The sequence below is a fragment of the Gilliamella sp. Nev6-6 genome, assembly GCF_001690605.1.
GTDB lineage: Bacteria > Pseudomonadota > Gammaproteobacteria > Enterobacterales > Orbaceae > Gilliamella > Gilliamella apicola_C.
The window spans coordinates 1-24,321 of the sequence record NZ_LZHP01000078.1 but is presented as its reverse complement, the minus strand read 5'-3'; the positions used below and the strand labels follow the sequence as shown (position 1 = coordinate 24,321).

At 36.2% G+C, this 24,321-nt stretch carries 27 protein-coding genes and 1 other annotated feature; of the genes, 19 read left to right on the top strand and 8 right to left on the bottom strand.

What is annotated here, in order from left to right; all coding sequences use genetic code 11:
• Nucleotides 1-150: 150 nt before the first annotated feature.
• Complete coding sequence (locus A9G42_RS09265) at nucleotides 151-1,623, top strand: uroporphyrinogen-III C-methyltransferase (RefSeq protein ID WP_065653267.1); 1,473 nt, start codon at nucleotides 151-153, stop codon at nucleotides 1,621-1,623.
• 10 nt (nucleotides 1,624-1,633) lie between these two features.
• Entirely contained in the window at nucleotides 1,634-2,533 is a 900-nt protein-coding gene (locus tag A9G42_RS09260; protein ID WP_065653266.1) for a heme biosynthesis HemY N-terminal domain-containing protein, read from the top strand.
• 102 nt (nucleotides 2,534-2,635) lie between these two features.
• On the opposite strand, the gene A9G42_RS09255 is transcribed toward A9G42_RS09260, so the two are convergent.
• Both A9G42_RS09255 and A9G42_RS09250 read right to left on the bottom strand, forming a co-directional pair.
• Entirely contained in the window at nucleotides 2,636-2,959 is a 324-nt protein-coding gene (locus tag A9G42_RS09255) for an AzlD domain-containing protein (RefSeq protein ID WP_065588828.1), read from the bottom strand.
• Nucleotides 2,956-3,651, bottom strand: coding sequence for an AzlC family ABC transporter permease (locus tag A9G42_RS09250; RefSeq protein ID WP_065653265.1), 696 nt, complete (start codon nucleotides 3,649-3,651; stop codon nucleotides 2,956-2,958). Before A9G42_RS09250 ends, A9G42_RS09255 begins: the two co-directional genes overlap by 4 nt.
• A 582-nt stretch (nucleotides 3,652-4,233) precedes the next feature.
• Between A9G42_RS09250 and gmk the strand changes: the two genes are divergently transcribed.
• Complete coding sequence (gmk, locus tag A9G42_RS09240; protein ID WP_065582569.1) at nucleotides 4,234-4,866, top strand: guanylate kinase; 633 nt, start codon at nucleotides 4,234-4,236, stop codon at nucleotides 4,864-4,866.
• Nucleotides 4,867-4,917: 51 nt separating this feature from the next.
• Here the strand turns inward: gmk and gloA are convergent, their stop codons facing one another.
• A complete protein-coding gene (gene gloA / locus A9G42_RS09235) occupies nucleotides 4,918-5,325 on the bottom strand; it encodes a lactoylglutathione lyase (RefSeq protein WP_065588830.1) in 408 nt (135 codons plus the stop codon).
• Between the two features lie 199 nt (nucleotides 5,326-5,524).
• Complete coding sequence (locus tag A9G42_RS09230; protein ID WP_065566277.1) at nucleotides 5,525-6,025, bottom strand: glycine zipper 2TM domain-containing protein; 501 nt, start codon at nucleotides 6,023-6,025, stop codon at nucleotides 5,525-5,527.
• A 166-nt stretch (nucleotides 6,026-6,191) separates the two neighbouring features.
• Here A9G42_RS09230 and A9G42_RS09225 point away from each other — a divergent pair, with 166 nt between their 5' ends.
• The 3 genes from A9G42_RS09225 (at nucleotide 6,192) to pgm (ending at nucleotide 8,644) form a co-directional block, all read left to right on the top strand.
• Nucleotides 6,192-6,377: a hypothetical protein gene (locus tag A9G42_RS09225; protein WP_065582571.1), complete on the top strand. Its 186-nt coding sequence runs from the start codon at nucleotides 6,192-6,194 to the stop codon at nucleotides 6,375-6,377.
• 22 nt (nucleotides 6,378-6,399) lie between these two features.
• Entirely contained in the window at nucleotides 6,400-6,945 is a 546-nt protein-coding gene (locus tag A9G42_RS09220; RefSeq protein WP_065588831.1) for a hypothetical protein, read from the top strand.
• Between the two features lie 61 nt (nucleotides 6,946-7,006).
• Entirely contained in the window at nucleotides 7,007-8,644 is a 1,638-nt protein-coding gene (gene pgm / locus A9G42_RS09215) for a phosphoglucomutase (alpha-D-glucose-1,6-bisphosphate-dependent) (protein WP_065566269.1), read from the top strand.
• Nucleotides 8,645-8,861: 217 nt separating this feature from the next.
• Here the strand turns inward: pgm and A9G42_RS09210 are convergent, their stop codons facing one another.
• Nucleotides 8,862-9,413, bottom strand: a complete 552-nt coding sequence (locus tag A9G42_RS09210) for a cysteine hydrolase family protein (protein ID WP_065653263.1) — start codon at nucleotides 9,411-9,413, stop codon at nucleotides 8,862-8,864.
• 106 nt (nucleotides 9,414-9,519) lie between these two features.
• Here A9G42_RS09210 and A9G42_RS09205 point away from each other — a divergent pair, with 106 nt between their 5' ends.
• The 9 genes from A9G42_RS09205 to hisIE all read left to right on the top strand — a co-directional run bounded on the left by A9G42_RS09205 (nucleotide 9,520) and on the right by hisIE (nucleotide 17,400).
• A complete protein-coding gene (locus tag A9G42_RS09205) occupies nucleotides 9,520-9,912 on the top strand; it encodes an Lrp/AsnC family transcriptional regulator (RefSeq protein WP_065653262.1) in 393 nt (130 codons plus the stop codon).
• Nucleotides 9,913-10,168: 256 nt separating this feature from the next.
• Nucleotides 10,169-10,293, top strand: a sequence feature (His leader region).
• A 38-nt stretch (nucleotides 10,294-10,331) separates the two neighbouring features.
• Complete coding sequence (hisG, locus tag A9G42_RS09200) at nucleotides 10,332-11,231, top strand: ATP phosphoribosyltransferase (protein WP_065566266.1); 900 nt, start codon at nucleotides 10,332-10,334, stop codon at nucleotides 11,229-11,231.
• A gap of 4 nt (nucleotides 11,232-11,235) precedes the next feature.
• Entirely contained in the window at nucleotides 11,236-12,534 is a 1,299-nt protein-coding gene (hisD, locus tag A9G42_RS09195) for a histidinol dehydrogenase (protein ID WP_065653261.1), read from the top strand.
• A 10-nt stretch (nucleotides 12,535-12,544) separates the two neighbouring features.
• On the top strand, nucleotides 12,545-13,603 hold the full coding sequence (gene hisC / locus A9G42_RS09190; RefSeq protein WP_065653260.1) for a histidinol-phosphate transaminase: 1,059 nt from the start codon (nucleotides 12,545-12,547) through the stop codon (nucleotides 13,601-13,603).
• A gap of 8 nt (nucleotides 13,604-13,611) precedes the next feature.
• Complete coding sequence (gene hisB, locus A9G42_RS09185; RefSeq protein WP_065580801.1) at nucleotides 13,612-14,679, top strand: bifunctional histidinol-phosphatase/imidazoleglycerol-phosphate dehydratase HisB; 1,068 nt, start codon at nucleotides 13,612-13,614, stop codon at nucleotides 14,677-14,679.
• Nucleotides 14,680-15,267 carry an imidazole glycerol phosphate synthase subunit HisH gene (hisH, locus tag A9G42_RS09180; RefSeq protein WP_065653259.1) on the top strand — a complete coding sequence of 196 codons (588 nt, stop codon included), beginning with the start codon at nucleotides 14,680-14,682 and terminating at the stop codon, nucleotides 15,265-15,267.
• A gap of 2 nt (nucleotides 15,268-15,269) precedes the next feature.
• Nucleotides 15,270-16,022: a 1-(5-phosphoribosyl)-5-[(5-phosphoribosylamino)methylideneamino]imidazole-4-carboxamide isomerase gene (gene hisA, locus A9G42_RS09175; RefSeq protein WP_065653258.1), complete on the top strand. Its 753-nt coding sequence runs from the start codon at nucleotides 15,270-15,272 to the stop codon at nucleotides 16,020-16,022.
• A complete protein-coding gene (gene hisF / locus A9G42_RS09170) occupies nucleotides 16,004-16,780 on the top strand; it encodes an imidazole glycerol phosphate synthase subunit HisF (protein ID WP_065653257.1) in 777 nt (258 codons plus the stop codon). The genes hisA and hisF overlap by 19 nt, the downstream gene beginning before the upstream one ends.
• Nucleotides 16,774-17,400 (top strand): bifunctional phosphoribosyl-AMP cyclohydrolase/phosphoribosyl-ATP diphosphatase HisIE, encoded by a 627-nt coding sequence (gene hisIE / locus A9G42_RS09165; protein WP_065653256.1) that lies wholly within the window; start codon nucleotides 16,774-16,776, stop codon nucleotides 17,398-17,400. The genes hisF and hisIE overlap by 7 nt, the downstream gene beginning before the upstream one ends.
• 72 nt (nucleotides 17,401-17,472) lie before the next feature.
• Here hisIE and cysB read toward each other — a convergent pair whose 3' ends face one another.
• The 3 genes from cysB to matP form a co-directional block, all read right to left on the bottom strand.
• Nucleotides 17,473-18,444 carry an HTH-type transcriptional regulator CysB gene (gene cysB, locus A9G42_RS09160; RefSeq protein ID WP_065653255.1) on the bottom strand — a complete coding sequence of 324 codons (972 nt, stop codon included), beginning with the start codon at nucleotides 18,442-18,444 and terminating at the stop codon, nucleotides 17,473-17,475.
• Nucleotides 18,445-18,609: 165 nt separating this feature from the next.
• On the bottom strand, nucleotides 18,610-21,219 hold the full coding sequence (gene topA / locus A9G42_RS09155) for a type I DNA topoisomerase (protein WP_065653254.1): 2,610 nt from the start codon (nucleotides 21,217-21,219) through the stop codon (nucleotides 18,610-18,612).
• A gap of 29 nt (nucleotides 21,220-21,248) precedes the next feature.
• Nucleotides 21,249-21,713 (bottom strand): macrodomain Ter protein MatP, encoded by a 465-nt coding sequence (matP, locus tag A9G42_RS09150; RefSeq protein ID WP_065653253.1) that lies wholly within the window; start codon nucleotides 21,711-21,713, stop codon nucleotides 21,249-21,251.
• A 148-nt stretch (nucleotides 21,714-21,861) separates the two neighbouring features.
• Here matP and A9G42_RS09145 point away from each other — a divergent pair, with 148 nt between their 5' ends.
• The 4 genes from A9G42_RS09145 to A9G42_RS09135 all read left to right on the top strand — a co-directional run.
• Nucleotides 21,862-23,544, top strand: coding sequence for an amidohydrolase (locus A9G42_RS09145; RefSeq protein WP_065653252.1), 1,683 nt, complete (start codon nucleotides 21,862-21,864; stop codon nucleotides 23,542-23,544).
• A gap of 142 nt (nucleotides 23,545-23,686) precedes the next feature.
• The gene (locus A9G42_RS14540; RefSeq protein WP_141674760.1) at nucleotides 23,687-23,803 is read left to right on the top strand and encodes a transposase; all 117 of its coding nucleotides are present in this window, start codon (nucleotides 23,687-23,689) and stop codon (nucleotides 23,801-23,803) included.
• 18 nt (nucleotides 23,804-23,821) lie between these two features.
• Nucleotides 23,822-23,944, top strand: a complete 123-nt coding sequence (locus A9G42_RS14340; protein WP_255309190.1) for a hypothetical protein — start codon at nucleotides 23,822-23,824, stop codon at nucleotides 23,942-23,944.
• Nucleotides 23,944-24,321: IS3 family transposase (locus A9G42_RS09135; RefSeq protein ID WP_143426068.1), on the top strand; the 378-nt coding region annotated here is incomplete at its 3' end. The genes A9G42_RS14340 and A9G42_RS09135, both read left to right, overlap by 1 nt.

The window sequence follows — 24,321 nt, the reverse complement described above, 5'->3', positions numbered from 1 at the left end:
AAATCAACTCAATTTAATAATAAACAAGCTACTTAAAAATAGTATATGATCTTTTTTCAATAAAAGAATAATCAAAATTTATTTAAAACGAGATTAACTCTGTGTCATAATGCCAATATAAATTTCTAATAAATCTAAATGAGGTCATTTATGCCACCAAAATACTATGGCGCCAATGCAACACTATCAACAATAAACACAACTTCATTTAGCCAACCCTCAACAACTGCGACTCAAAATGAAGCAAATAAGACTATGAAAGAAGACAAAAGAAATTCAACAGACCCACAACCTTATCCACCTGTAGAATCTAAGGCTCAACCCAAGTCAATTAACAACAACGCCAACAGTAGCTGTACCCCTACTTCAAAGCTATCGATAATTGCTATAGCATTAACCGTTTGCTTAAGTGGTTTTGGTTTTTATTATGGTCATCAGCAAATTAAGCAGCAAAAAAAGGTCATTTCGACATTGCAAACTGAATTGGCAAATTTAAAACAAACAACAAAACAAAGCATCACCAATGATTTACAAGATAGTATTAACGATGCAATCAATAAGCAAAACCAACAATTTAACTCGTTAGAACAGCGTGTTAAGCGTGAGCTTGACGATCAGCAAGAAAAGCAACAGCAATTAAGCAATCAATTTAATGATTCATTAAAACTTACCGAACAAAACTTGCAAAAAATTAATGAACGCTTAGCTGCTATGTCCACCACCGATCACAATGTTTGGTTAATTTCACAAGCAAATTATTTAGTACATTTAGCAGGTCGTAAAATATGGAATGACCAAGATTACACATCAGCACGATTACTACTAAAAAGTGCAGATCAAAGCCTTGTACAAGCTGAAGATCCAAGCTTACTACCTGCAAGGCAAGCTATTGGTAAAGATATCAATTCGCTCGCTCAAGTAAGCTTTATTGATACCGATGGTATTATTATTAACTTAATTGGTCTGTCAGAATCACTTACCGAATTACCTTTAGTTGGCAATTATAAAGATATTGACCTTGGTATGACGCTATATAGCGAAGATACTACAAATGTAAACAACTATAATGGTAAATCCCAAAATGTTGATACCACAAGCAATACTGTACAGGCGAATTCTAATAATGTAGTTGATAACAATAATAATGAGTTATCATCATCAATTAGTGAGTGGTCCAGCAATTTGTTAAGCAGTGCTAAGACCTTTATGGATAAATTCATTACTATTGAAAAACTTGACGATAAAGATAACAATTTTAAAGCATGCTTAGAACAAGCTGGCAAAAATGAAAAACAAATCACAAAATGCCAAATTTTAAAAGCACCACTGAGTTTAGAACAATCACTCTACCTGCGAGAAAATATTCGTTTCCGCCTATTGATTGCAGCACAAGCAGTACCAAGACATCAAGAACTTATTTACCAACGAGCACTTAGCGATGCAGCTATTTGGGTTAATGCCTATTTTGATGGTAATGCGCCAAGCGTGAAAGCATTCATTAATGAACTTGAAAGTTTACAAAATCAGTCTATCAGTAATCAAAATGTCCCAGAAGACCTAGCTAGCATCGGCGAGCTTGAAAAACTGATGCAAACCCGTGTTCGTTCAATGTTAGCAAAATAGGAGAATAATGATGATAAAAATACTAATTATTTTCTTAGTGCTAGTTGGTGGATTGTTTCTTGGACCATTATTACAAGGGCAGCAAGGCTCAGCGGTATTTGAATTTGCTAATTATCGTATTAGCATGTCGTTTAATTCATTTATGATATTTGAATTAATTGGGTTGCTTTTCCTTTACCTAATTTATTGTTTTTTTAGTAAAATATTTAGTTCTAAAACGGTATTAGGCAATTGGCTAAGCTTACATTCACCAAAAAAATCAATAAAACGCATTGAACAAGCACAAACCTTATTGCTTGAGGGCGATTATAAGCAAGCTGCTAAACTTTTTGTAAAAAGCGCTAAAGGGGCAAAAAATATCACTTTATCGTATTTACTTGCAGCCCAAGCTCAAATCAATAATAATGAATTAATTGAAGCAAATCAATCTCTTGAGCAAGCTGCTAAAAGTTGCCAATCAAAAGATTTATTTACCTTTCAATTGGTACAGATTCGCTTACAAATAAAAAACCACGAATACACTGCTGCAAGAATGACATTGAATCAACTATTAAACGAAAAACCACGCAATGGTGAAGTGCTTAGACTAGCTGATCAACTTTATTACGAAATGGGCGATTATCAAGCAATCATAGACCTATTGCCAGCAATGTATAAAGCTAAAGCGTATAGCGAATTGCGATTAGATCAGCTTAAACAAACAGCCTATATTGGCCGAATTAAACAACTTTCAGCTAGCGATGATCCTCAAGCGCTAGTAAAATGGTGGCACTCACAACCCCGAGCCATCTTAAATAATATTACTTATCAAAAAGCGGTAGCCGATAGTTTTAATCAATTAGGCCAAACCAATGAGGCAGAAAAGTTATTAAAGTCGATAAATAAGCTAGAACCAAAAGAAAGAACATAAAAGCGCACAAATAAAAAACAGGGCAAATGCCCTGTTTTTTATTTGTGCTTAAAATAGCCTTTATACATCGTAATTAGAAATTAATTATCGAATAACGTAAAATCAAACAATAAAGTAACGAATTAACGCCATAAAGCATATACCAGCAACCACAATACACATTAAATTTTTGGTTACAAAAGCAATAATGACAGTTGGAATTGTTGCTAAGCAATACTCTATATTAAAAGTAGGAAACTGTCCTTGTTTTGCTAAAAATAAATTTTGCACAAACAGTGCAGTTAAAATACATAAAGGTACATACGACAAAAACTGAATTACACTATTAGGTAGCTGCAATTTCCGAACCAATAAAAATGGAATAATTCTCGGCAACCAAGTCACTAACCCACAACCGAAAATAATTAATAAGCTATACATTGTCATACATCACGCTCCATTACCATCCCCATAAAACAACCGATAAGCGTACTGATTAAAATAGCCATTTCAGGAGATACAAAGCGCATTAACAAAATAAGCGTAATCGCAACCGTTAGCATTGCTAAAATTCGATTTTTAAAATGCTTACTTTTATCACCAATTAATTGCAAATATAACAAACCAATAAACATGGCTACTAGAGCATAATCTAAACCGAACAGAGCAGGATCGGGTAACCATTCACCAATTAAAGCACCCAATAAGCAAGATAAAATCCAAGTAGTATAAGCGGTTAAGTTAAGTCCATGCATCCAAGCTGCGTTAATAGGCTCTTTATTAGCAATAGCATTCATAGCAACAGCAAAACTTTCGTCAGTCAATAAGCTACCAATACCAATATTATTAAATAGCGAAAACTTGCGAAAAATGGGGGCTGTTGCCATGCTCATTAAGAAATGACGTGAATTAATTAAAAAAGTAGTAAAAATAATGGCCGAAATGGGTGTCGCTACCATCATTAATCCAGCAATAATAAATTGTGCTGCACCAGCATAAACGATGATAGCCAGCAACGTAACTTCAAATACTGACAAGTTTGCTGATTTGCCCACAACTCCAGCCGCAATACCAATACCGATGTAACCCAATAATGTTGGAATACAGGCATAAACTCCATCTTTAAATGTTAATGACATAACAACCACCTAAAAATAAACATTGTATTATCGTAAATTATCAATAAGCGCAAAGTATCAGCAGTTTGCTTGAATATAAAAATAAATGCAATGAGTTATTCATTGATTTGCGATATTTTCGATTTTGCAAAAACACACCTATTTAAATTTTTTCAAGGTTAGGTCTGACATAAATCTTATCGCCATAACAATACTTATCTTCAACGACTTTAGGTTTGATATAATAAATAATCCTACCACCATTTTTCCCTGATTAGGCATACCATAAAGAGTTTGTACATAAAGAGCACTCGTTGACACGGTCAATTTATACGGAGCTAAGCAAATAGCTAATGTTAGCATAATCAAATCAATGCAATAATTAATTTGTAACAAAACTTGGTTAACTACCGTGTGTTAAACGATGTTTGTAAAATAATTTTACCTAAATCGCAAAAAGTAATGATAAGTAATAAAAATTGCACGATCCAATATCAAAAATAGATATAGAACTCTATCTATTTTTTTATTTTGCTATAATATTTACAAAAGCATCTTTGACAATTAAAAAGCATTTATTTATTAAAAGTGATAAACCAATCTATGTATACAGGAACTCTATTTATTGTTTCAGCGCCAAGTGGTGCTGGTAAATCAAGTTTAATTCAAGCTTACCTTTCCCAAAGTAATTTGCACCCAGCCAAAGTATCAATTTCGCATACAACACGCACACCTCGCCCCGGTGAAGCACATGGCGAGCATTATTATTTTGTGGATCATGAGCACTTTGAATCATTAATTGCCAAGCAGGCATTTGTTGAATATGCTAACGTTTTTGACCATTATTATGGCACATCTAAAGCCGAAATCGAGCAAAGCCTATCGCAAGGGACTAATGTTTTTTTAGATATTGATTGGCAAGGTGCTAGGCAAGTACGCAAAAAAATGCCTGATGCAAAAAGTATATTTATATTACCACCCTCACTAAAAGAGCTTGAAAATCGGCTAGTAAAGCGTGGGCAAGATGACAATAATATCATTGCCAAACGAATGAAAAAAGCACAGGCTGAAATTTCGCATTATAACGAGTATGACTATGTCATTATCAATGACGATTTTAATATATCGTTAAATGCCTTAAGCGCAATAATTACCACAGCTAGTTTAGAGCAATCAAAACAAACTGTTATCAATAAACAATTATTAGCAGATTTATTGGCAAACCATTCAAATTAAAACATATATGATATCGCCTAAATATCAGTGCGATATCATTGATAGAATAAATTAATGACCTAATCCTCTATCGGCCTGATCGTTTTGAATTAACTCTAACTTATAGCCATCAGGATCTTCAACAAAAGCAATAATAGTTGTGCCCCCTTTTACAGGTCCGGCTTCACGAATAACTTTACCGCCTGCTTGTTTCACGTCATGGCACATTTTAGCTACATCATCAACACCAATTGCAATATGACCAAATGCCGAACCATGTTCATATTGATCCGTACCCCAGTTATAAGTTAACTCAATAACTGAACTGGTAGTTTCATCACCATAGCCAACAAAAGCTAATGAATATTGGTATTCAGTATTTTCACTGGTTCTTAACACACGCATTCCCATTATACGAGTATAAAAATCAATGGAACGTTGTAGATCGCCAACGCGGATCATGGTATGTAATATACGCATTACTTTATTACTCCTTATCACATTAAAATTTGTGGTGAGTTTATACGTTAGCGCTTAGACAGGCAAATATTTGTTGCAGATTAGGAATGCATGATAAAAAATAACTACAAAAAACGAGTAAAATTAACATTTTGCTCACCATAAAGATGAGCAAAATTCAATCAAAAATGACATGCAATTTATTAAAAATTAAAAACTCTTATTTTATTGAATTTTTAAAACTACGAGGTGAAGCGCTAATTTGCTTACCGTTAGTCACTAAACGAACAGGTTGACCAACAAAGAAATCGTTAGGAGAACCTTTTTGAACAATAACAATATTTGATCCCTTATTCTGTTTAATTTCTAATTCAACCCCTTCAGCTTGGTTGGCTTTATTTTGAATTGCATCGCCCAAAATTGCACCACCAATAGCACCTGTAGCAGCTGCTAACACACGACCAGTGCCATCACCAATGGTATTGCCTAAAACACCACCTAGAACAGCACCACCTAAAGTACCCGCTACGTTTTCACTCTTACCATTTGACGCATTAGCTTGAATTTTAACTGGTCGTACAGAAACAACTGTACCATAACTCACTTGTTGAACTTGTTTTGCTTGATCAGCCGTATATACATCGCCAGAATGGAGATCACTATTGCTACATCCAGATATAAGTGCAGCTAAAATAGTTAATGTGACGATTTTTTTCATAATTAATTCCTCATGTAATGTTCGTATAAACTCGTTATACATTGTTTAGGATAATATTGTTTTTGAAAAACAACAATAGCATTTTCATTATTTTATCAATAGCCAATACAATTTATGCCTAAGTTAGGTTATACTCAGCGCAATATTTTATTAAGCATATAATGAATATATGAAACGGTTATTTTTTCAAGTAATATTATCAGTTATGATAACTGCCTGTCATGATGTAAATCAAGCGCCACAAAAAACAGATAGCGCTGCTTTTGAGCAACCATCAGGTGGTTGTTTAGATAATAAAACAGCAAATGATTCACACCTTGGCAAAGTTCCTGCTTTAGGATGTTCCGTAAAATAATTTAATAGGCATATGTAACATAATGAAAACTATCGAAATCGACGAAGAATTATACCAATTTATTGCTGGCCAAACTAAACACATTGGTGAAGACGCATCAAGTATATTACGACGTTTGTTAAATATAAACCAATCTGGATTGGCAAAACAACGAACTAGCGTAAAAAAAGAAAATCATTATCCTCTTTTTAATGATTTATTAACTAGCAGCACTTTTACAAACGAAAAATCCATTATTAGTCGTTTTATATTATTACTTAGTGCCTTATATAACTATAATCCAGCACTTTTTGCTATTGCCGCCACTTCATTGCATGGTAGCAAACGACAATATCTTGCAAAAGACAAGTTATCACTCGAAACATCGGGTAAAAATACCAAACCTCGCGAAATTACTGGCACACCTTATTGGGTTATTAGTAATACCAATACTGCCAGAAAAATGTATATTATTGAATCGATAATGAGTGACATGGGCATATCTGAAACAATGATAAACCAAGTTACCAACGCTTTTTTACCTAACAGGTTAAATAAAAACATATATAGCGTTAAAAACACGATATAAACTCAATCAATTCATGTTTTTAGCCATTATAAAATATTAGTTTATGAAAGAGGAGTAAAAAATGGCCAAGCAAAGCCGCGCAGGAATGCTAGCACAAGCATCGGATCTTATTAATGTTGAAGCCTTAAAAAATAACTATTACCAAATCCAACCTGATACGGATAATGCTAGCCAATTAGTCATTTTTGGTACGTCTGGTCATCGTGGCAGTTCCAACAAAGGTACATTTAATGAAGCTCATATATTAGCCGTTGCTCAAGCCATTGCCGAATACCGCAAAGCCAATAACATTACTGGTCCATGCTTTATTGGTCAAGACACCCATGCACTTTCAGAACTTGCATTAAAATCAGTTATTGAAGTTTTTGTTGCTAATGAACAAACTGTGGTTATGGCTCGTGATTGGGGCTATACACCAACGCCAGTGATTTCACATGCTATTTTAACCTATAACCAAGGCAAACATTCCCAGCTTGCCGATGGCATCGTAATTACGCCATCACATAACCCACCTGAAGATGGCGGAATAAAATATAATCCAACTAATGGTGGTCCTGCAGATACTGATATTACAAAGCAAATAGAAAACCGTGCTAATGAATTACTAAAAAATAAACTAAATGGTGTAAAACGCATCAGCGTAGACAAAGCAATACATTCAAATTATATCCATACGAAAGAATACGAAACCGATTATATTAACGATCTTGAAAACATTCTTGATCTATCTCTCATCAAATCATCATCACTAAAAATTGGTGTTGATCCATTGGGTGGTGCTGGTATTACTTATTGGCCTAGAATTGCCGAAAAATATGGTATTAACTTAAATATTGTTAACAACAACATCGATCCAACATTTAGTTTTATGCACCTAGATCATGATGAAGTGATCAGAATGGACTGCTCAAGCCGTTGGGCAATGGCTGGATTATTAAAATTAAAAGACCAATTTGATTTAGCCTTTGGCAACGACACTGATTTTGATCGGCATGGTATAGTGACCCCTACAGGGCTAATGAACCCAAATGCCTATCTTTCTACTTGTGTAAATTACTTGTTCCAAAATCGCCCTCAATGGCATAAAGATATCGCCATTGGTAAAACGCTAGTCACAAGCTCAATGATTGATCGAGTAGCCAATAGCTTAAACAAAAAATACTTAGAATACCCAGTTGGCTTTAAATGGTACGCTGATGGGCTTTACCAAGGTAAACTAGGCTTTGCTGGCGAAGAAAGTGCTGGCGCCTCATTTTTAAGAACCAACGGTAAAGTTTGGACGACCGACAAAGATGGGATTATTTTATGCTTATTAGCGGCCGAAATGACAGCTAAATTGGGTAAAAATCCACAAGAACAATATCAAAAGTTGGAAGAAAAATTTGGTGTTTCTTATTATGGGCGAATTCAAGCGCCAGCCTCGTTTAATGAAAAACAAAAACTAGCGAAACTTGATGCAAGTCAATTAACTACCGACAACCTAGCTGGCGAAAAAATTACTCAATGCCTAACGACTGCACCTGCTAATAATGCACCAATTGGTGGGCTTAAAGTGATTACAGAAAACGGTTGGTTTGCCGCTCGCCCTTCAGGAACCGAAGATGCTTACAAAATTTATGCTGAAAGTTTTATAAGCAACGAACATTTAAGTACGCTTCAACAAGAAGCGCAAGAAATTGTGGCAAAAGCAATTAAATAGTTAGCCGAATTTGCAATGAAAAGCAACTGTTAAAGTTGCTTTTCATTTTTAAAGTACAATTTGAATTCCAACTTAACATTTTGATTTTCTGATAAAAACGATTTTATTAGTTTTTTGTTTCTATCAACACCTAATTTTTCCCAATCGCTTTATACCATTTGATATGGCGTAGCATTTTGTATACATACCTATCAAAAAAGCTAGTTTTACTAATATTTTATTTCATATGAATAAATGCATCAGCACTTATTACTGATGCAAATCCCGTCAATGCCGACATAAAACCATTATGTACCATTTGAGCAGGAAGGATTTGATCATTAAATTCAAGATCTCGCGTTGTGCAAACATTATGAATTAAAATAGGCTGATAACCTAGTTCGCAAGCGTAGCGGGTAGTTGAATCAACACACATGTGACTCATCATGCCGCAAAGAACTAATTGTTCTATGCTTTCTTGCTGTAATTTTTGTTGTAAATTGGTTTGATAAAAGCTATTGGGAAAATTTTTTTCTATAATATATTCATGTAAATCGTTAACAGGTAATAGGCTAGAGTGAATTTCAGCGCCATTACTTCCTTTAACAAAAAAGTTAGCATTAGGATCAGATTTTGTATGTTGAATATAATAGATGGGTAACTGTTTTAATCTAAAATATTGCTGTAATTTTAGAACATTTTTTAATGTAGATTCGGTATTAACTAAGGCAAATTTACCTTCTGGAAAATAGTCATTTTGGACATCAATAATCACTAATGCCTGTTTCATCTTTTTTCTCCTTTGTTATCTTTCTATTTATAATTATGTAATAATTGAGTAACGCATAACATAGTAGACTGAAAGCCTTTGCTATTATTCGCTTTCAAAATGAAAAATGGATAAAAAAGATCGAGCTATTTTAGATGAATTGAAAAAGAACAGCCGTCAATCATGGAAAGAGATTGGCGAAAAAGTATTTTTAACAGGGCAAGCTGTTGGGCAGCGAGTTCAAGAACTGCACGCTAATCACATTATCGAAAAGTTTACTATCAAAGAAAAAATCAGCAACCTGCAATTTATCACCATTTATATGGATTCCAACCAATTTAGAGCATTTGAAAATAGGGTTAAATCGTTTAACGAGATTATCGAGTTTTATAAAATTACAGGCGATGGGTGTTATATGATAAAAAGTTGCTTTATTGATGAAAGATTAACGCTATTTTTAGAAGAAATTGAACAATATTGTCGATACAAAATTAATCATCAACTACAACAAATTATTTAATGTTATACAGTTGTAAAAAATATTCAGGATTATATACCATTTAAGCGTGAAAATAACTGATTATCTCAAATTTAAGTAAACGACTCCCCCCATGTGCTAAGAATGAACACGAATTTTGTTAATAAAGAACAAAAAACAGTTGCGAGTAAACAATTTATGTTATATTTTGTTCAGTAGATTTAATTATTAACTCAATTGAAGGTTATTATTTTATGATTTGTTTTTGCGTTTTTGTTACTAATTTTATCACTAAACATCATCATCACCATCATTCCTGAATAGTCTTCGGGCGATTGGTGCTGGAAGACATTGGTCTTCCGGTAATATCGCAAAAGCAAATAGAAAACCCTCGGAAGATCAAACTTCCGGGGGTTTTTTTTTTGTAATTTATAAATTTTTTGGATAGATGGGAGAATATTATGTTAGATAATTCGCGTTTACGCATTGCGATGCAAAAATCAGGTCGTTTAAGCGATGAGTCAAAAAAGTTACTGGCTCAATGTGGCATTAAAATAAATCTTCAAGAACAACGCTTAATTGCCTTTGCTGAAAATATGCCAATTGATATCTTACGAGTTCGTGATGATGACATACCTGGGCTGGTTATTGATGGTGTTGTCGATATTGGTATTGTTGGCGAAAATGTACTAGAAGAAGAAGTATTAGATAGGCAAGCCGAAGGCGAAAATCCACAATTCAAAAAATTACGCAATTTAGACTTTGGTGGCTGCCGTTTGTCGATTGCAGCGCCTCGTGATTTTGATTATACGGGGCCTGAATGTTTAAATGATTTGCGAATTGCCACAACTTACCCTCACCTACTACGTCGCTATCTTGCTCAATATAATGTGACTTTTAAAACCTGTTTGCTTAATGGTTCGGTCGAAGTTGCGCCACGAGCTGGGCTTGCTGATGTGATTTGTGATTTAGTTTCCAGTGGAGCAACACTTGAAGCAAACGGGCTTAAAGAGATAGAAGTCATTTATCAATCAAAGGCCTGTCTAATTCAACGACAAGGTGAAATGTCTACAATCAAACAAGCATTAATAGATAAAATTATGACTCGAATTCAAGGAGTGATCCAAGCTCGAGAATCAAAGTATATTATGTTACACGCTCCAACTGCGGTTTTAGATGATGTTGTTGCTTTACTCCCTGGTGCTGAAAATCCAACCATTTTACCGTTAACTGGTGAACAAAATCGAGTTGCATTACATATGGTCAGCACTGAATCGCTCTTTTGGGAAACCATGGAAAAACTAAAAGCGTTAGGAGCAAGCTCAATTCTTGTATTACCAATTGAAAAAATGATGGAGTAAAAATATGAAACTCTCTTATTGGCAACAATGTACTAATGAACAACAAGCAACATTATTAACTCGACCGGCAATTAGCTCTTCTGAATCAATTAGCAAAGCAGTGGCTGACATTTTGGCACAAGTTAAACAAAATGGGGATCAAGCATTAAAAGCGCTTAGTAGCAAGTATGATAAAGTTCAAATTAAGCAAATTAAACTAACTCAAGATAAAGTCAAATTGGCAAGCAGTCGAGTTAACCCTGAATTAAAACAAGCTATGCAACTTGCCGTTGCTAATATTAAGAAGTTTCACCAAGCACAAATCCAACAAACCATTACGGTTGAAACAATGCCAGGAATAAAATGCCAACAAGTAACTCGCCCAATTGATTCTGTTGGACTTTATATTCCAGGTGGTTCAGCACCTTTATTATCAACCGTATTAATGCTTGCGACCCCTGCTAAAATTGCGGGTTGCCGTAAAGTGATTTTATGTTCTCCTCCTCCGATTGCTGATGAAATATTATATGCAGCTGAACTTTGTGGAGTGACAGAAATTTATCAACTTGGAGGAGCTCAAGCTATTGCTGCTATGGCATTTGGTACAGAATCGGTACCTAAAGTGGCGAAAATCTTTGGACCTGGTAATGCGTATGTCACCGAAGCGAAACGCCAAGTAAGCCAGTGTTTAGATGGTGCTGCTATTGATATGCCTGCTGGCCCTTCTGAGGTGCTAGTCATTGCTGATAGTTCGGCAAATCCTGCTTTTATTGCCGCCGATCTGTTATCACAAGCGGAACATGGCCCAGATTCGCAAGTCGTTTTGTTAACGCCAGATGAGAAAATAGCTCAAACAGTATCGATCGAAGTTGATAAACAACTAGCCAATCTATCGCGCAAAAACATTGCCGAAAAAGCCTTACAAGAAAGTCGTTTAATTGTGACTAGCAATTTAGATGAATGTGTCAATATCAGTAATTGCTACGGACCAGAACATTTGATTATTCAAACATCTAATGCGGATGAGTTAGTTGAAAAAATCACTAGTGCTGGCTCAGTATTTTTAGGGAATTGGTCACCAGAATCAGCAGGAGATTACGCATCAGGAACCAATCATGTACTACCTACTTATGGCTATACCGCAACATATTCTAGTCTTGGACTTGCTGATTTTCAAAAGCGTATGACCGTGCAAAAATTAACGCCAGAGGGTTTAAAAATGATAGGTAACGCTGTTGAGCTTATGGCCGAAGCTGAACAACTTACTGCACATAAACAAGCCGTAACACTCCGCTTAGCGGCATTACAAGCAGAAAATAAATAAGGTAATTAATATGGATATCAATAAACTTGTTAGAAAAAATGTACAAAAACTGACGCCATACCAATCTGCTCGTCGAATTGGTGGTAATGGCGATGTGTGGTTAAATGCCAATGAATTTCCCGTTGCACCGCATTTTGAGTTAAAGGAACAAAGCCTAAACCGTTATCCTGAACCACAACCAGAAAAGGTTATCAACCGTTACGCTCAATATGTTGGTGTTACGCCAGAACAAGTCATTGTGAGCCGAGGAGCAGATGAAGCCATTGAGTTATTAATGCGTGCTTTTTGTGAGCCTACTCAAGATAGTATTTTATATTGTCCGCCAACTTATGGTATGTATCAAGTTAGTGCTGAAACACTTGGAATAGAAACCAAAACCGTTCCAACAACAGCAGATTGGCAGCTCGATCTTCAAGGAATAAAACAAAATCTTGATAAAGTAAAACTGATCTATGTCTGCTCACCTAATAATCCTACAGGTAATTTAATCAATCCTGATGATATTAAGATGTTACTTGATATAGCTAAAGATCGTGCATTAGTTATCATTGATGAAGCTTATATTGAATTTTCACCCGAATCATCAGTCGTTAGTTGGCTTGCTAATTATCCACATTTAGTGATTTTGCGTACCTTATCTAAAGCGTTTGCGTTAGCAGGATTACGTTGCGGTTTTACTATTGCCAATAAAGCAGTGATTGCTGCACTGCAAAAAGTCATTGCGCCTTATCCACTTGCAACGCCCGTGGCCGATATTGCAACACAAGCGCTGAGTAAAGATGGTATTAATACCATGAAATTACATGTGATCAATTTAAATAAGCAAAAAGAGAAGTTTACCAACCAATTATCTCAACTACCGATTGTTGAAAAAGTTTACCCAAGTCGATCCAACTACTTATGTGTTAAATTTCAAGATAATAAAGAAGTATTTAACACCTTATGGAATCAAGGAATTATTTTACGAGATCAAAGCAAAGTAATTGGACAACAAAATATGATTCGCATTACCATTGGCACTCAAGCTGAATGCGAGGCGGTAATTTCAGCACTCAAAACGATAAAATAGGAGTAATCATGTTACAAAAATACTTATTTATTGATCGAGATGGCACACTAATTACCGAGCCACCTATTGATTTTCAGGTTGATCGTTTTGACAAATTAGCTTTTGAACCCAACGTAATCCCTGCTCTGTTGAAACTACAATCAGCAGGGTATAAATTAGTCATGGTCACCAATCAAGATGGACTAGGTACAAGTAGCTATCCACAAGCAGATTTTGATGGCCCACATAACCTTATGATGCAAATTTTTAAATCACAAGGTGTTAATTTTGAAGATGTTCTAATTTGCCCTCATTTTCCTGAGGATAATTGCGAGTGCCGTAAGCCTAAAATTCAATTAGTTTTACCTTATCTTATCAGTGGTAAGTTAGATACACAAAACAGTTATGTTATTGGTGATAGACTCACCGATATTCAACTTGCTGAAAATATGCAAATAAAAGGATTACGCTATCATCCTGAAAATCTCAATTGGAATGAAATTGCCCAACAGTTAACAGAGGTTAATCGTTATGCTAAAGTTGAGCGTAATACCAAAGAAACCAAGATATTAGTCGAGGTCTGGCTCGATCGCCAAGGTGGTAGCCAAATTAATACAGGAATTGGCTTTTTTGATCATATGCTTGATCAAATTGCTACCCATGGTGGAATTAAACTCAATATCCAAGTCGATGGCGATTTACATATTGATGATCACCATACAATTGAAGATACAGGACTTGCTTTAGGTGAGGCACTAAAAAAAGCACTGAATAATAAGCGAGGTATTACTCGATATGCTTCTGTTATTCCTATGGATGAGTGCCTAGCTAAGTGCGCAATAGATATTTCGGGTAGGCCGTACCTTAAATTTAAAGCAGAATTTACTCACCAAAAAGTCGGCGATATGAGCACACAAATGGTAGAGCATTTCTTTTACTCTCTGAGCTATGCAATGGGTATCACGTTACATATTGAAACAGAAGGCGATAACGATCATCACAAAGTAGAAAGTTTGTTTAAAGCCTTTGCGCGAACCTTAAAACAAGCCATAAAAATTGACGGTGACCGTTTACCAAGCTCAAAAGGGGTATTATAAATGAATATAGTCATTCTCGATACTGGCTGTGCTAATCTTTCATCGGTTAAATATGCTGTGCAACGATTAGGTTATGAGCCAATAATTAGTCTTGAGCCTGATGTGGTACTTAACTCTGATAAACTGTTTTTACCGGGAGTGGGTTCAGCAAAAGCCGCTATGCAAAATTTAAAAGAACGCAATTTAATTGAGTTGATAAAAGTTTGTACCCAACCTGTGTTAGGGATCTGCCTTGGTATGCAACTTTTAGCAAATTATAGTAACGAAGGCCATGTGCATACACTAGGGATTATTCCTGAAAATGTGGTAAAAATTCCTGATTGTGGACTACCTTTACCACATATGGGTTGGAATCAAGTCAAACCAAAAGCCGGACATCATCTATTTCGAGATATTCCTGATGATGCTTATTTTTACTTTGTACATGGATACGCGATGCCATTATGCTCAGCAACAATAGCAGAAACCAGTTACGGCGAAAGCTTTACCGCTGCCGTACAAAAAGACAACTTTTACGGCGTGCAGTTTCATCCCGAGCGTTCTGGCTGGGCCGGCGCCACATTACTCAAAAACTTTTTGGAGATGTAATCATGATTACTTTGCCCACAATAATACCTGCACTTGATTTAATTGATGGATCAGTTGTGCGCTTACATCAAGGTGATTATGAACAAAAACGTGATTACGGAAATGATCCCCTTTTACGATTGCAAGATTATGAAAAACAAGGTGCTAAATTATTACATCTTGTGGACTTAACTGGTGCAAAAGATCCAAAAGCACGTCAGATTTCGTTAATACAAACATTGATTAATGCAGTACAAGTGCCAATCCAAGTTGGTGGAGGGATTCGCATAGAAAAAGATGTACAAGCATTACTATCAGCGGGTGCTGCGCGAGTGGTTATTGGCTCAACCGCCATTAAACAACCCGAATTAGTCAAACAGTGGTTTACAAAATATGGCGAAGAAAGGTTGGTATTAGCACTTGATGTACGCATTAATGCTGATGGAGAAAAACATGTTGCTATTCATGGTTGGCAAGAAGATTCCAACCAAACCTTAGAACAAGTGATTGATGATTACCTACCGTTCGGTTTAAAGCACGTACTGTGCACTGATATCTCTAAGGATGGCACACTTAGCGGATCAAACGTTAAATTGTATCAGCAAATCAGCCAAAAATACCCACAAATTGCCTTTCAGGCTTCAGGTGGCATTGGTCAGTTAAGTGATGTCAAAGCGCTTAAAGACAGTGGTGTTGCTGGTGTGATTGTAGGTCGGGCATTACTTGAAGAAAAATTTACTGTTCAGGAGGCAATTTCATGCTGGCAAAAAGGATAATTCCTTGTTTAGATGTCCGTGATGGTCAAGTAGTTAAAGGCGTGCAGTTTCGCAATCATGAAATTATTGGTGATATTGTACCTTTAGCTAAACGTTATGCACAAGAAGGGGCTGATGAACTGGTTTTTTATGATATTACCGCCTCGTCAGACGTCCGTGTAGTTGATAAAAGTTGGGTGGCAAAAGTCTCCGAAGTCATTGATATTCCCTTTTGTGTTGCTGGTGGGATAAAAACAGTTGAAGATGCGGGGCAAATATTAACCTTTGGTGCCGATAAAATCTCAATTAATTCGCCCGCATTAGCTAACCCTCATTTAATTACTGAACTTGCCGATTGTTATGGTGTGCAGTGTATTGTAGTGGGTATTGATACATGGTATGACCAAGAATCACACAATTATCATGTTTACCAATTCACGGGCGATGAAAAACGTACAGTTGCAACTAAGTGGAACACGCTTGACTGGGTACAAGAGGTACAAAAACGTGGTGCTGGTGAAATTGTGCTTAACATGATGAATCAAGACGGTGTTCGCAATGGGTACGATATTGCTCAACTTAAAGCAGTTCGTGAAGTATGCCGTGTTCCTATAATTGCTTCGGGTGGCGCAGGCACTATGCAACATTTTTTGCAGGCATTTAACGAAGCTGAAGTGGATGGCGCATTGGCAGCATCTGTTTTTCATAAGCAAATTATTAACATTGCTGAACTAAAACACTATTTGGCACAATATGGAGTAGATATTCGATTATGTTAACTCAAAATTGCAATACGAAATTAAATTCACAACAATTAGATTGGCAAAAAGTAGATAATTTGATGCCAGTTATTATTCAGCATTATATTTCTGGCGATGTTTTGATGCTGGGTTATATGAATCAAGAGGCATTAACGCAAACACAAAGTAGTGGTAAAGTAACCTTTTACTCAAGAACTAAACAACGTATTTGGACAAAAGGTGAAACTTCTGGTAACTATCTAAATGTAATCAATATCACTGCCGATTGCGATAATGACACCCTGCTTATTTTAGCCGATCCAATAGGACCAACTTGTCACACAGGTGCTAACAGTTGTTTTGTGGGTGCTAAAACGGAGTGGGGATTTTTATTTGAGTTAGAACAATTACTTGCTGCGCGCAAGAATGCCGATCCGAAATCGTCATACACAGCAAAACTCTATCACGATGGCACTAAACGTATTGCGCAAAAAGTGGGAGAAGAAGGCGTCGAAACGGCTCTTGCAGCAACTGTTCATGACCGTGAAGAGCTAAAAAATGAATCAGCAGATCTCATTTATCACTTATTAGTTTTACTTCAAGATCAGAATCTATCTTTACAAGATGTCATTGGTATTTTAAAAGCAAGGCATAAATAGTAAAAACCAATAAAGTGCGATCCCTATCGCGCTTTATGTTACTTTTCAATTAGCAAAAAAAAATAGGCTTACTTAACAAACTGGCAATTTTATTCCATTAAACATTGCTAATACATCACTATTGTTTTCACTTAGCATAAGTTTATCAACTGTTTGTCGATTCAGATGAGAAGAAAACTGATGAATAAAATCATACATATAGCCACGTAAAAATAATGAGCGAGCAAAAGTAACATAGGTGGTACTGTAAGGAAAAATATGCCCAGCATTCAGTACGACCAAATCATCATCTGACGTATTATTTACAGCCATTTTTGCCACAATGCCAACGCCTACCCCTAATTTAACATAGGTTTTAATTAAATCAGCATCTGTTGTGCTAAAAACGATATTCGGAGTCTGATGTGCTCGTGTAAAAGCTTGATTTAAATCTGAACCATCATTTGAAAAATCATAACTGACTAACGGATATTTTGAGAGTTCTTCAATTGAAATTAGACTACGTTTCGCTAACGGGTGATCTTTCATCACAATAATGGCTTGGTTCCAATGATAACAAGGTAAAGCAATCATATCATCACTTAACGACGAAATCTCAGTTACAATAGCAAATTCTGCCTGCCCTGCTTGCGCTTGTGCAATACATTGTGCTGATGAGCCTTGTTCCATATGCAAAGTAATGCTCGGGTATTGTTGCATAAACTGTTGAATCACAACAGGCAAAGCATAACGAGCCTGAGTATACGTTGTGGTAATAGTTAACGAACCTTGATTTGGCTGACTAAATTCTTTAGCGATAATTTTAATATCGTTGGACTTATTTACAATTTCTCGGGAAAGCGCAACAATTTTTTCACCAACAGGCGTCACATGTGAAAGGTGTTTACCTGTTCGAGTAAATATCTGAACACCAAGTTCATCTTCTAATAGTTTTATTTGTTTGCTAATACCTGGTTGAGAGGTATACAGTTTTTCGGATGTTAACGATACGTTAAGATCATTATTGACGACTTCAACAATATAACGTAGTTGCTGCAATTTCATGACAAAGGCTCCTTCAACTGTATGCGTTTCACCCTGTTGATGAGATCGCAAGGGTGATTTTGTAAGGTAAATCCTTTCACACTCTAGTACAAACAAAAATAACTATTTTCATACTAAAACGTATAATTTCCTGAAATCTTTTAACAAAAATTCAGATGCTATTATCTATTTTTTGGTATTTACCCATTTACCATCCACGTATTGCATCACCCACCCTGTCGATTTGCCATTCACTTCAGAAGTAACATATTGTTGTTTATTTTTACGACTAAAACGAACAATCGATGGATTACCATCAGGATCTTTGTTTGGCGCTTGCGTTAAATAGATAAATTTTTCTGGCAAACGATCTTTAAAACGTTGCAATTCTTCAATCAAAGGCGCTCGGGTTTCTCTTGATTTTGGAAAATTATGTGCTGCTAAAAAGATTCCAGAGGCACCATCGCGTAATACGAAATGCGCATCAGATTTTGTACATTTAAGTTCAGGTAGATCAACCGGATCTTCTTTTGGTGGCGCGACCTCACCATTTTTTAGAATTTTACGGGTATTTTTACAATCTGAATTAGTACAGCCCATATATAAACCGAAACGCCCTGATTTTAGATGCATCTCAGAACCACATTTTTCACATTCAATAATAGGACCTTCGTAACTTTTAACTTTAAAGCTACCTTTTTCAACAATAAAACCATCACAAATTGGATTATTACCACAAATATGTAATTTTCGCTCACTATCAAGCAAATAACTATCCATTGCCGTATGGCATTTAGGACAACGTTTACATGCTCTTAATGCATCGGTTTCCGCTGTTTCTGATTCTTCTAAAAGATTAAGTGTTTCATGCTCAGGAATTAAATTAATCGTTTGCTTACAACGCTCCTTTGGCGGTAATGCATAACCAGAGCATGCTAAAAACACTCCTGTACCCGCCGTTTTAATTCCCATTTCACGCGCACAATTAGGGCATTTAATTTCAGGCGTTAACACTAATGGATTAAGTTGCATTCCACCTTTATCAGGCGCTTGTTCAGCCACTTCAAGATGCTTACTAAAATCGCTAAAAAATTGGTCAAGCACTTCGCGCCATTCTTGCTTTTTGTGAGCAATTTCATCTAATGCATGTTCCATGCGTGCTGTAAAGTCATAGCTCATTAGATCATTGAAGTTTTCACTAAGCCTATCGGTAACAATTTCACCAATTTTTTCAGCATAAAAACGGCGATGATCTAAACGTACATATCCTCGATCTTGAATTGTTGAAATAATCGTTGCATAAGTAGATGGACGACCAATTTCACGTTTTTCCAGTTCTTTGACTAATGATGCTTCATTATAACGAGCAGGTGGTTTAGTAAAGTGTTGATTTGGGGTTAAGCTAATTAAGCCAAGTTGATCATTTACCGATAATTGCGGTAATATCTTGTCTTCATTGTTTTTAGCCAGTTGTGGCTGCACTTTCGTCCAACCATCAAAACGCAATGTACGACCTTTAGCTTTTAACGTAAAATCGCCAGATTTAACGGTAATTGTTGTTGAATTATATTCCGCCGATGTCATTTGACAAGCCACAAATTGACGCCAAATTAGTTGGTATAATTTACAAGCATCTACTTCTACATCACTAATATTATCAGCAAGAATAGTCACATCTGATGGGCGAATAGCCTCATGTGCTTCTTGCGAGTTTTTCTTGCTACTGTACACATTAGGTGAATTAGGTAAATATTTATTACCGAAATTTTTACCAATGTAATCCCGAACCATGGTTAATGCATCTTGACTCAAATTGGTTGAATCAGTACGCATATAAGTGATATAACCAGCCTCATATAAGCGTTGCGCTAGCATCATGGTCTTTTTAACGCCAAATCCTAAACGCGTACTTGCAGCTTGTTGTAATGTTGAAGTAATAAACGGCGCAGTTGGATTACTTTTAGTGGGTTTTTCTTCAATATGGGTAACTTGATATTGGTTTTTATCCAACTGTGCTAAAGCGATATCAATAGCCACTTTATCTTTTGGCTCAAACGCTTCATCTTTGTAATGCGTGACTTGTAATGTTAATTGCTCTTTTTTAGCAGTATTTAAATCAGCATAAAGATCCCAGTACTCTTCAGGAATAAAAGCATGAATTTCACGTTCACGTTCAACAACAAGTCGCACTGCAACCGACTGCACACGACCAGCAGATAAACCTCTTGCCACTTTTTTCCAGAGTAATGGTGATAGCATAAAACCGACGACTCGATCCATAAATCGGCGGGCTTGTTGCGCATTCACCCGATCCATATCAAGCATTGCTGGCTGATTAAAGGCATTTTTGATCGCTGTTTTAGTGATTTCGTTAAAAACAACACGACGATATTTACTATCGTCACCCCCAATAACCTCTTTAAGATGCCAAGCAATAGCTTCCCCTTCTCTATCCAAATCGGTTGCCAGATAGATCATATCAGCATCTTTAGCTAATTTTTTTAATTCTGATACCACCCGTTCTTTACCTGGTAAAATTTGGTAATGAGCTTTCCAACCGCTATAGGGATCAACGCTCATTCGATCAACTAAGATCTGTTTTTCGGAACGTTTGACTTTTTTCTCGGTTTTATCTTTTTTGTCTTTTGTTGATTTTTCAGCTCGTTGGCTGCTACCACTTACAGGCAGATCACGAATATGACCGACACTGGATTTAACCACGAAATCTTTGCCAAGATATTTATTAATCGTTTTTGCTTTGGCTGGTGATTCCACAATAACAAGGGATTTTCCCATAATTAAACCTTTTTATTCTGTTGTTTATATTATTTACTATCAAGCTTTACATCAAGAAGCGATAGTAAATCATCTTTAATTATTGATACTTTCGTTGCATATTGATCTTTTTGCTCAGCATCTTCAAGGAGTTGTGTAATGGTTTGTGACAACGTGCATCCTCGGCGTTTGGCTAAATTAGCCAATCGTTGCCAAACTAAAAACTCCAAATCTATGGACTTTTTTCGGGTATTTTGTTGTTCTGCATTAAAATGCCGTTTTCGCTTTGCCCGAATGGTTTGCTTTAGGCGATTATCTAAATCGGGATTTAAATGCGCTTTTATCCAATCAACAACACCCGTTGGATTATGTTCTAATAACAATAACTCATTGACCGCATGCTGCGCAGCACTTTTTTCAATATAACGTGTTATTAACTCACCTTCTAGGTGCCTTTTTACTAAATAGTGCCACTTCCAACCGCATTCAAGGTTCTCTAATTGCTGATACTTCATTGACTCATCTTGTGACGCTGTAACTAATATAGTTTATTTGTAGCATAATCTCGACACACAATAAAGAAAATTATTACGTTTGACAAATTTTTTATAAATCTGCTATCGTTCACCTTTCATTTTGATCTTTATTTAAGGAACACTCATAATGGCTAAAGCTGATGTTATTTATATTAATGGCTATATTTATACCGCAGACAAACACGATAGTATCTGCGAAGCTATTGCAATCGAAAATGGCTATATTATTGCAACTGGCACAACCCAAGAAATAAATAACAGCCACTATGTTGATAATCATACAACGATTTATGATTTGCAAGGCAAAACGATGATGCCCGGCATTATTGATTCCCATTTACACACTTTTTGGGGCGGGATGCAATTGTCATCTTGCAATTTAAATTATCAAAGTTTAACCATTGATGATACTTTAGCCATTATCCAACAATCTTTAGATCAAGACTCGCTAAATCACAACGATAATTGGTTACAAGTTCGTGGTTGGTTACGACAAGAGGTATTACCAATTGGCACAGATATCACACGCTTTGATCTTGATAAACTCAATACGAAAAGACCCGTAATTTTGTTCTCAAATGATTGCCATACTCTCGTTGCCAATAGCATTGCATTAGAAAAATTTGGTTTAGATAGAAACACGCCAGAACCAACAGATGGAAAGATTGGTCGTACCGACGACGGCGAATTAAATGGTATATTAGAAGATGCACCAGCCATGCGCGCATTTGACAGCATTTCTAAACTGACTGACGAACAAGCAGTTAATATCGCAAAACTGTCACAAGCTGAGCTCAATAAACAAGGGGTTACTTCAGTGATGGATGCGCGCATTACCGAAACCCAAGCTGATGCATTTTTAAGACTACAACAACAAGATACGCTTTCGATTCGTCTATTTGGTGCCCGTGAACTGCCACCAGATGATGTTTCGTCTATAGCGGATATTCCAAATGTCATTGAGAAAGTAAAACAGTTTGCTTCTCGTTACGATGATAAAAACTGGCAACCTAAGCCCGGTATCAAAATATCTCATACTAAATTATTTGTAGATGGCGTTATGCAAGCACCATTAATGACAGCACGCTTGCTTCAGCCATACCAGTTAACTGATGAAAAAGATCGTTATGGTGACCTGTATTACTCAATTGAGATGTTAGATGCTTTAATACTTGAATCAGCAAAAGCGGGATTTCACCCACATATGCATACAGTAGGTGAAGGTGCAATTGAAGTCGTGCTTGATGCTATTGAAAAAATGCGTAAAGCATTACCTGATGCTGATATTCGCCCAAGTACAGCACATAATGAATTAAGCGCATCACATCAGTTTGCTAGATACAAACAATTAAACGCTTGTGTTGTATTTTCATTCCAATGGGCAGGCTGTAGTACGGCAATGATTGAGCAGTATCGAACACTATTTGGTCTTGAACGTTATAACGGCTTAGAGGCGCATGGTCAATATATTGATGCTGGTGTCACTTGTGCTTTTGGGAGTGATTGGCCAATTGATCCATTAAATGAATGGTATGATTTCCAAATTGCCATGACCAGACAAATTGATGCGGAGCATCCTCGATTAGATAATGATCGTAATTTAACCGCTATTGAAGTATTGCGTAGTGCCACTATTAATGCCGCCTATGTATTAAAGCAAGATGAATATATTGGCTCAATTGAAAAAGGTAAATTTGCTGATTTGATTATTTTGGATCGCAACCCATTTACCATTCCAGCAACTGACATGCAAAATGTACAAGTGTTAATAACTATTGTCGGTGGTAAAACGGTTTATCAAAAAAACTAATGTGATAACAAAGATATTCAACATATAAAACAACATTGTAGGTGGACATCCTCCACCTACTAATCAATTTGTAACTATCCCCTAAAATAGTACAGCAAAAAAGTAGAAAATTCTCTATGATAAAAGAAAAGGGGATTTAATTATGAAAAAAATGACTGAACACCAAATCGTAGCTATTTTAAAAGAAGCAGAGGTAGGTGTACCCGTTAAAGAGTTGTGCCGTACATATGGCATGGGTAATTCAACTTTTTATAAATGACGGGAAAAATAGGACGGTATGGAAACGTCGGATATTAAACGCTTAAAGGAGCTTGAGGCCGAAAACCGTAAGCTTAAACAGATGTTTGCTGAGCTAAGTTTAAAATCACAGCATCAGGAACAAATCATAAAAAAGCTTTAGTGCCCACAAAGGCACGTAAAACGTGGGCACAGCAACTACAACAAAATCATTCGGTTACTATTGCTATGAGTTGTGCCATTGTTGGCTTAAGCCGTTGTGCTTACTATTATCAACCTAAGTTGCAGGATGACTCGGTGATTATTTCGGTGTTGAATGCTGTCACAGACCGGCATTTACGCTGGGGCTTTCCTAAATGTTTTAATCGTATCAGAAAGCTCGGCTATAAATGGAATCATAAACGTGTTTATCGAGTGTATTGTGAGTTAAAACTGAATCTTAAAACAAAACGAAAACAACGAATTCCACCTCGGGAGCCAGAAAAGTTATTGGCTCCCAATAAACAAGGTGAATGTTGGTCAATGGATTTTATGAGTGAC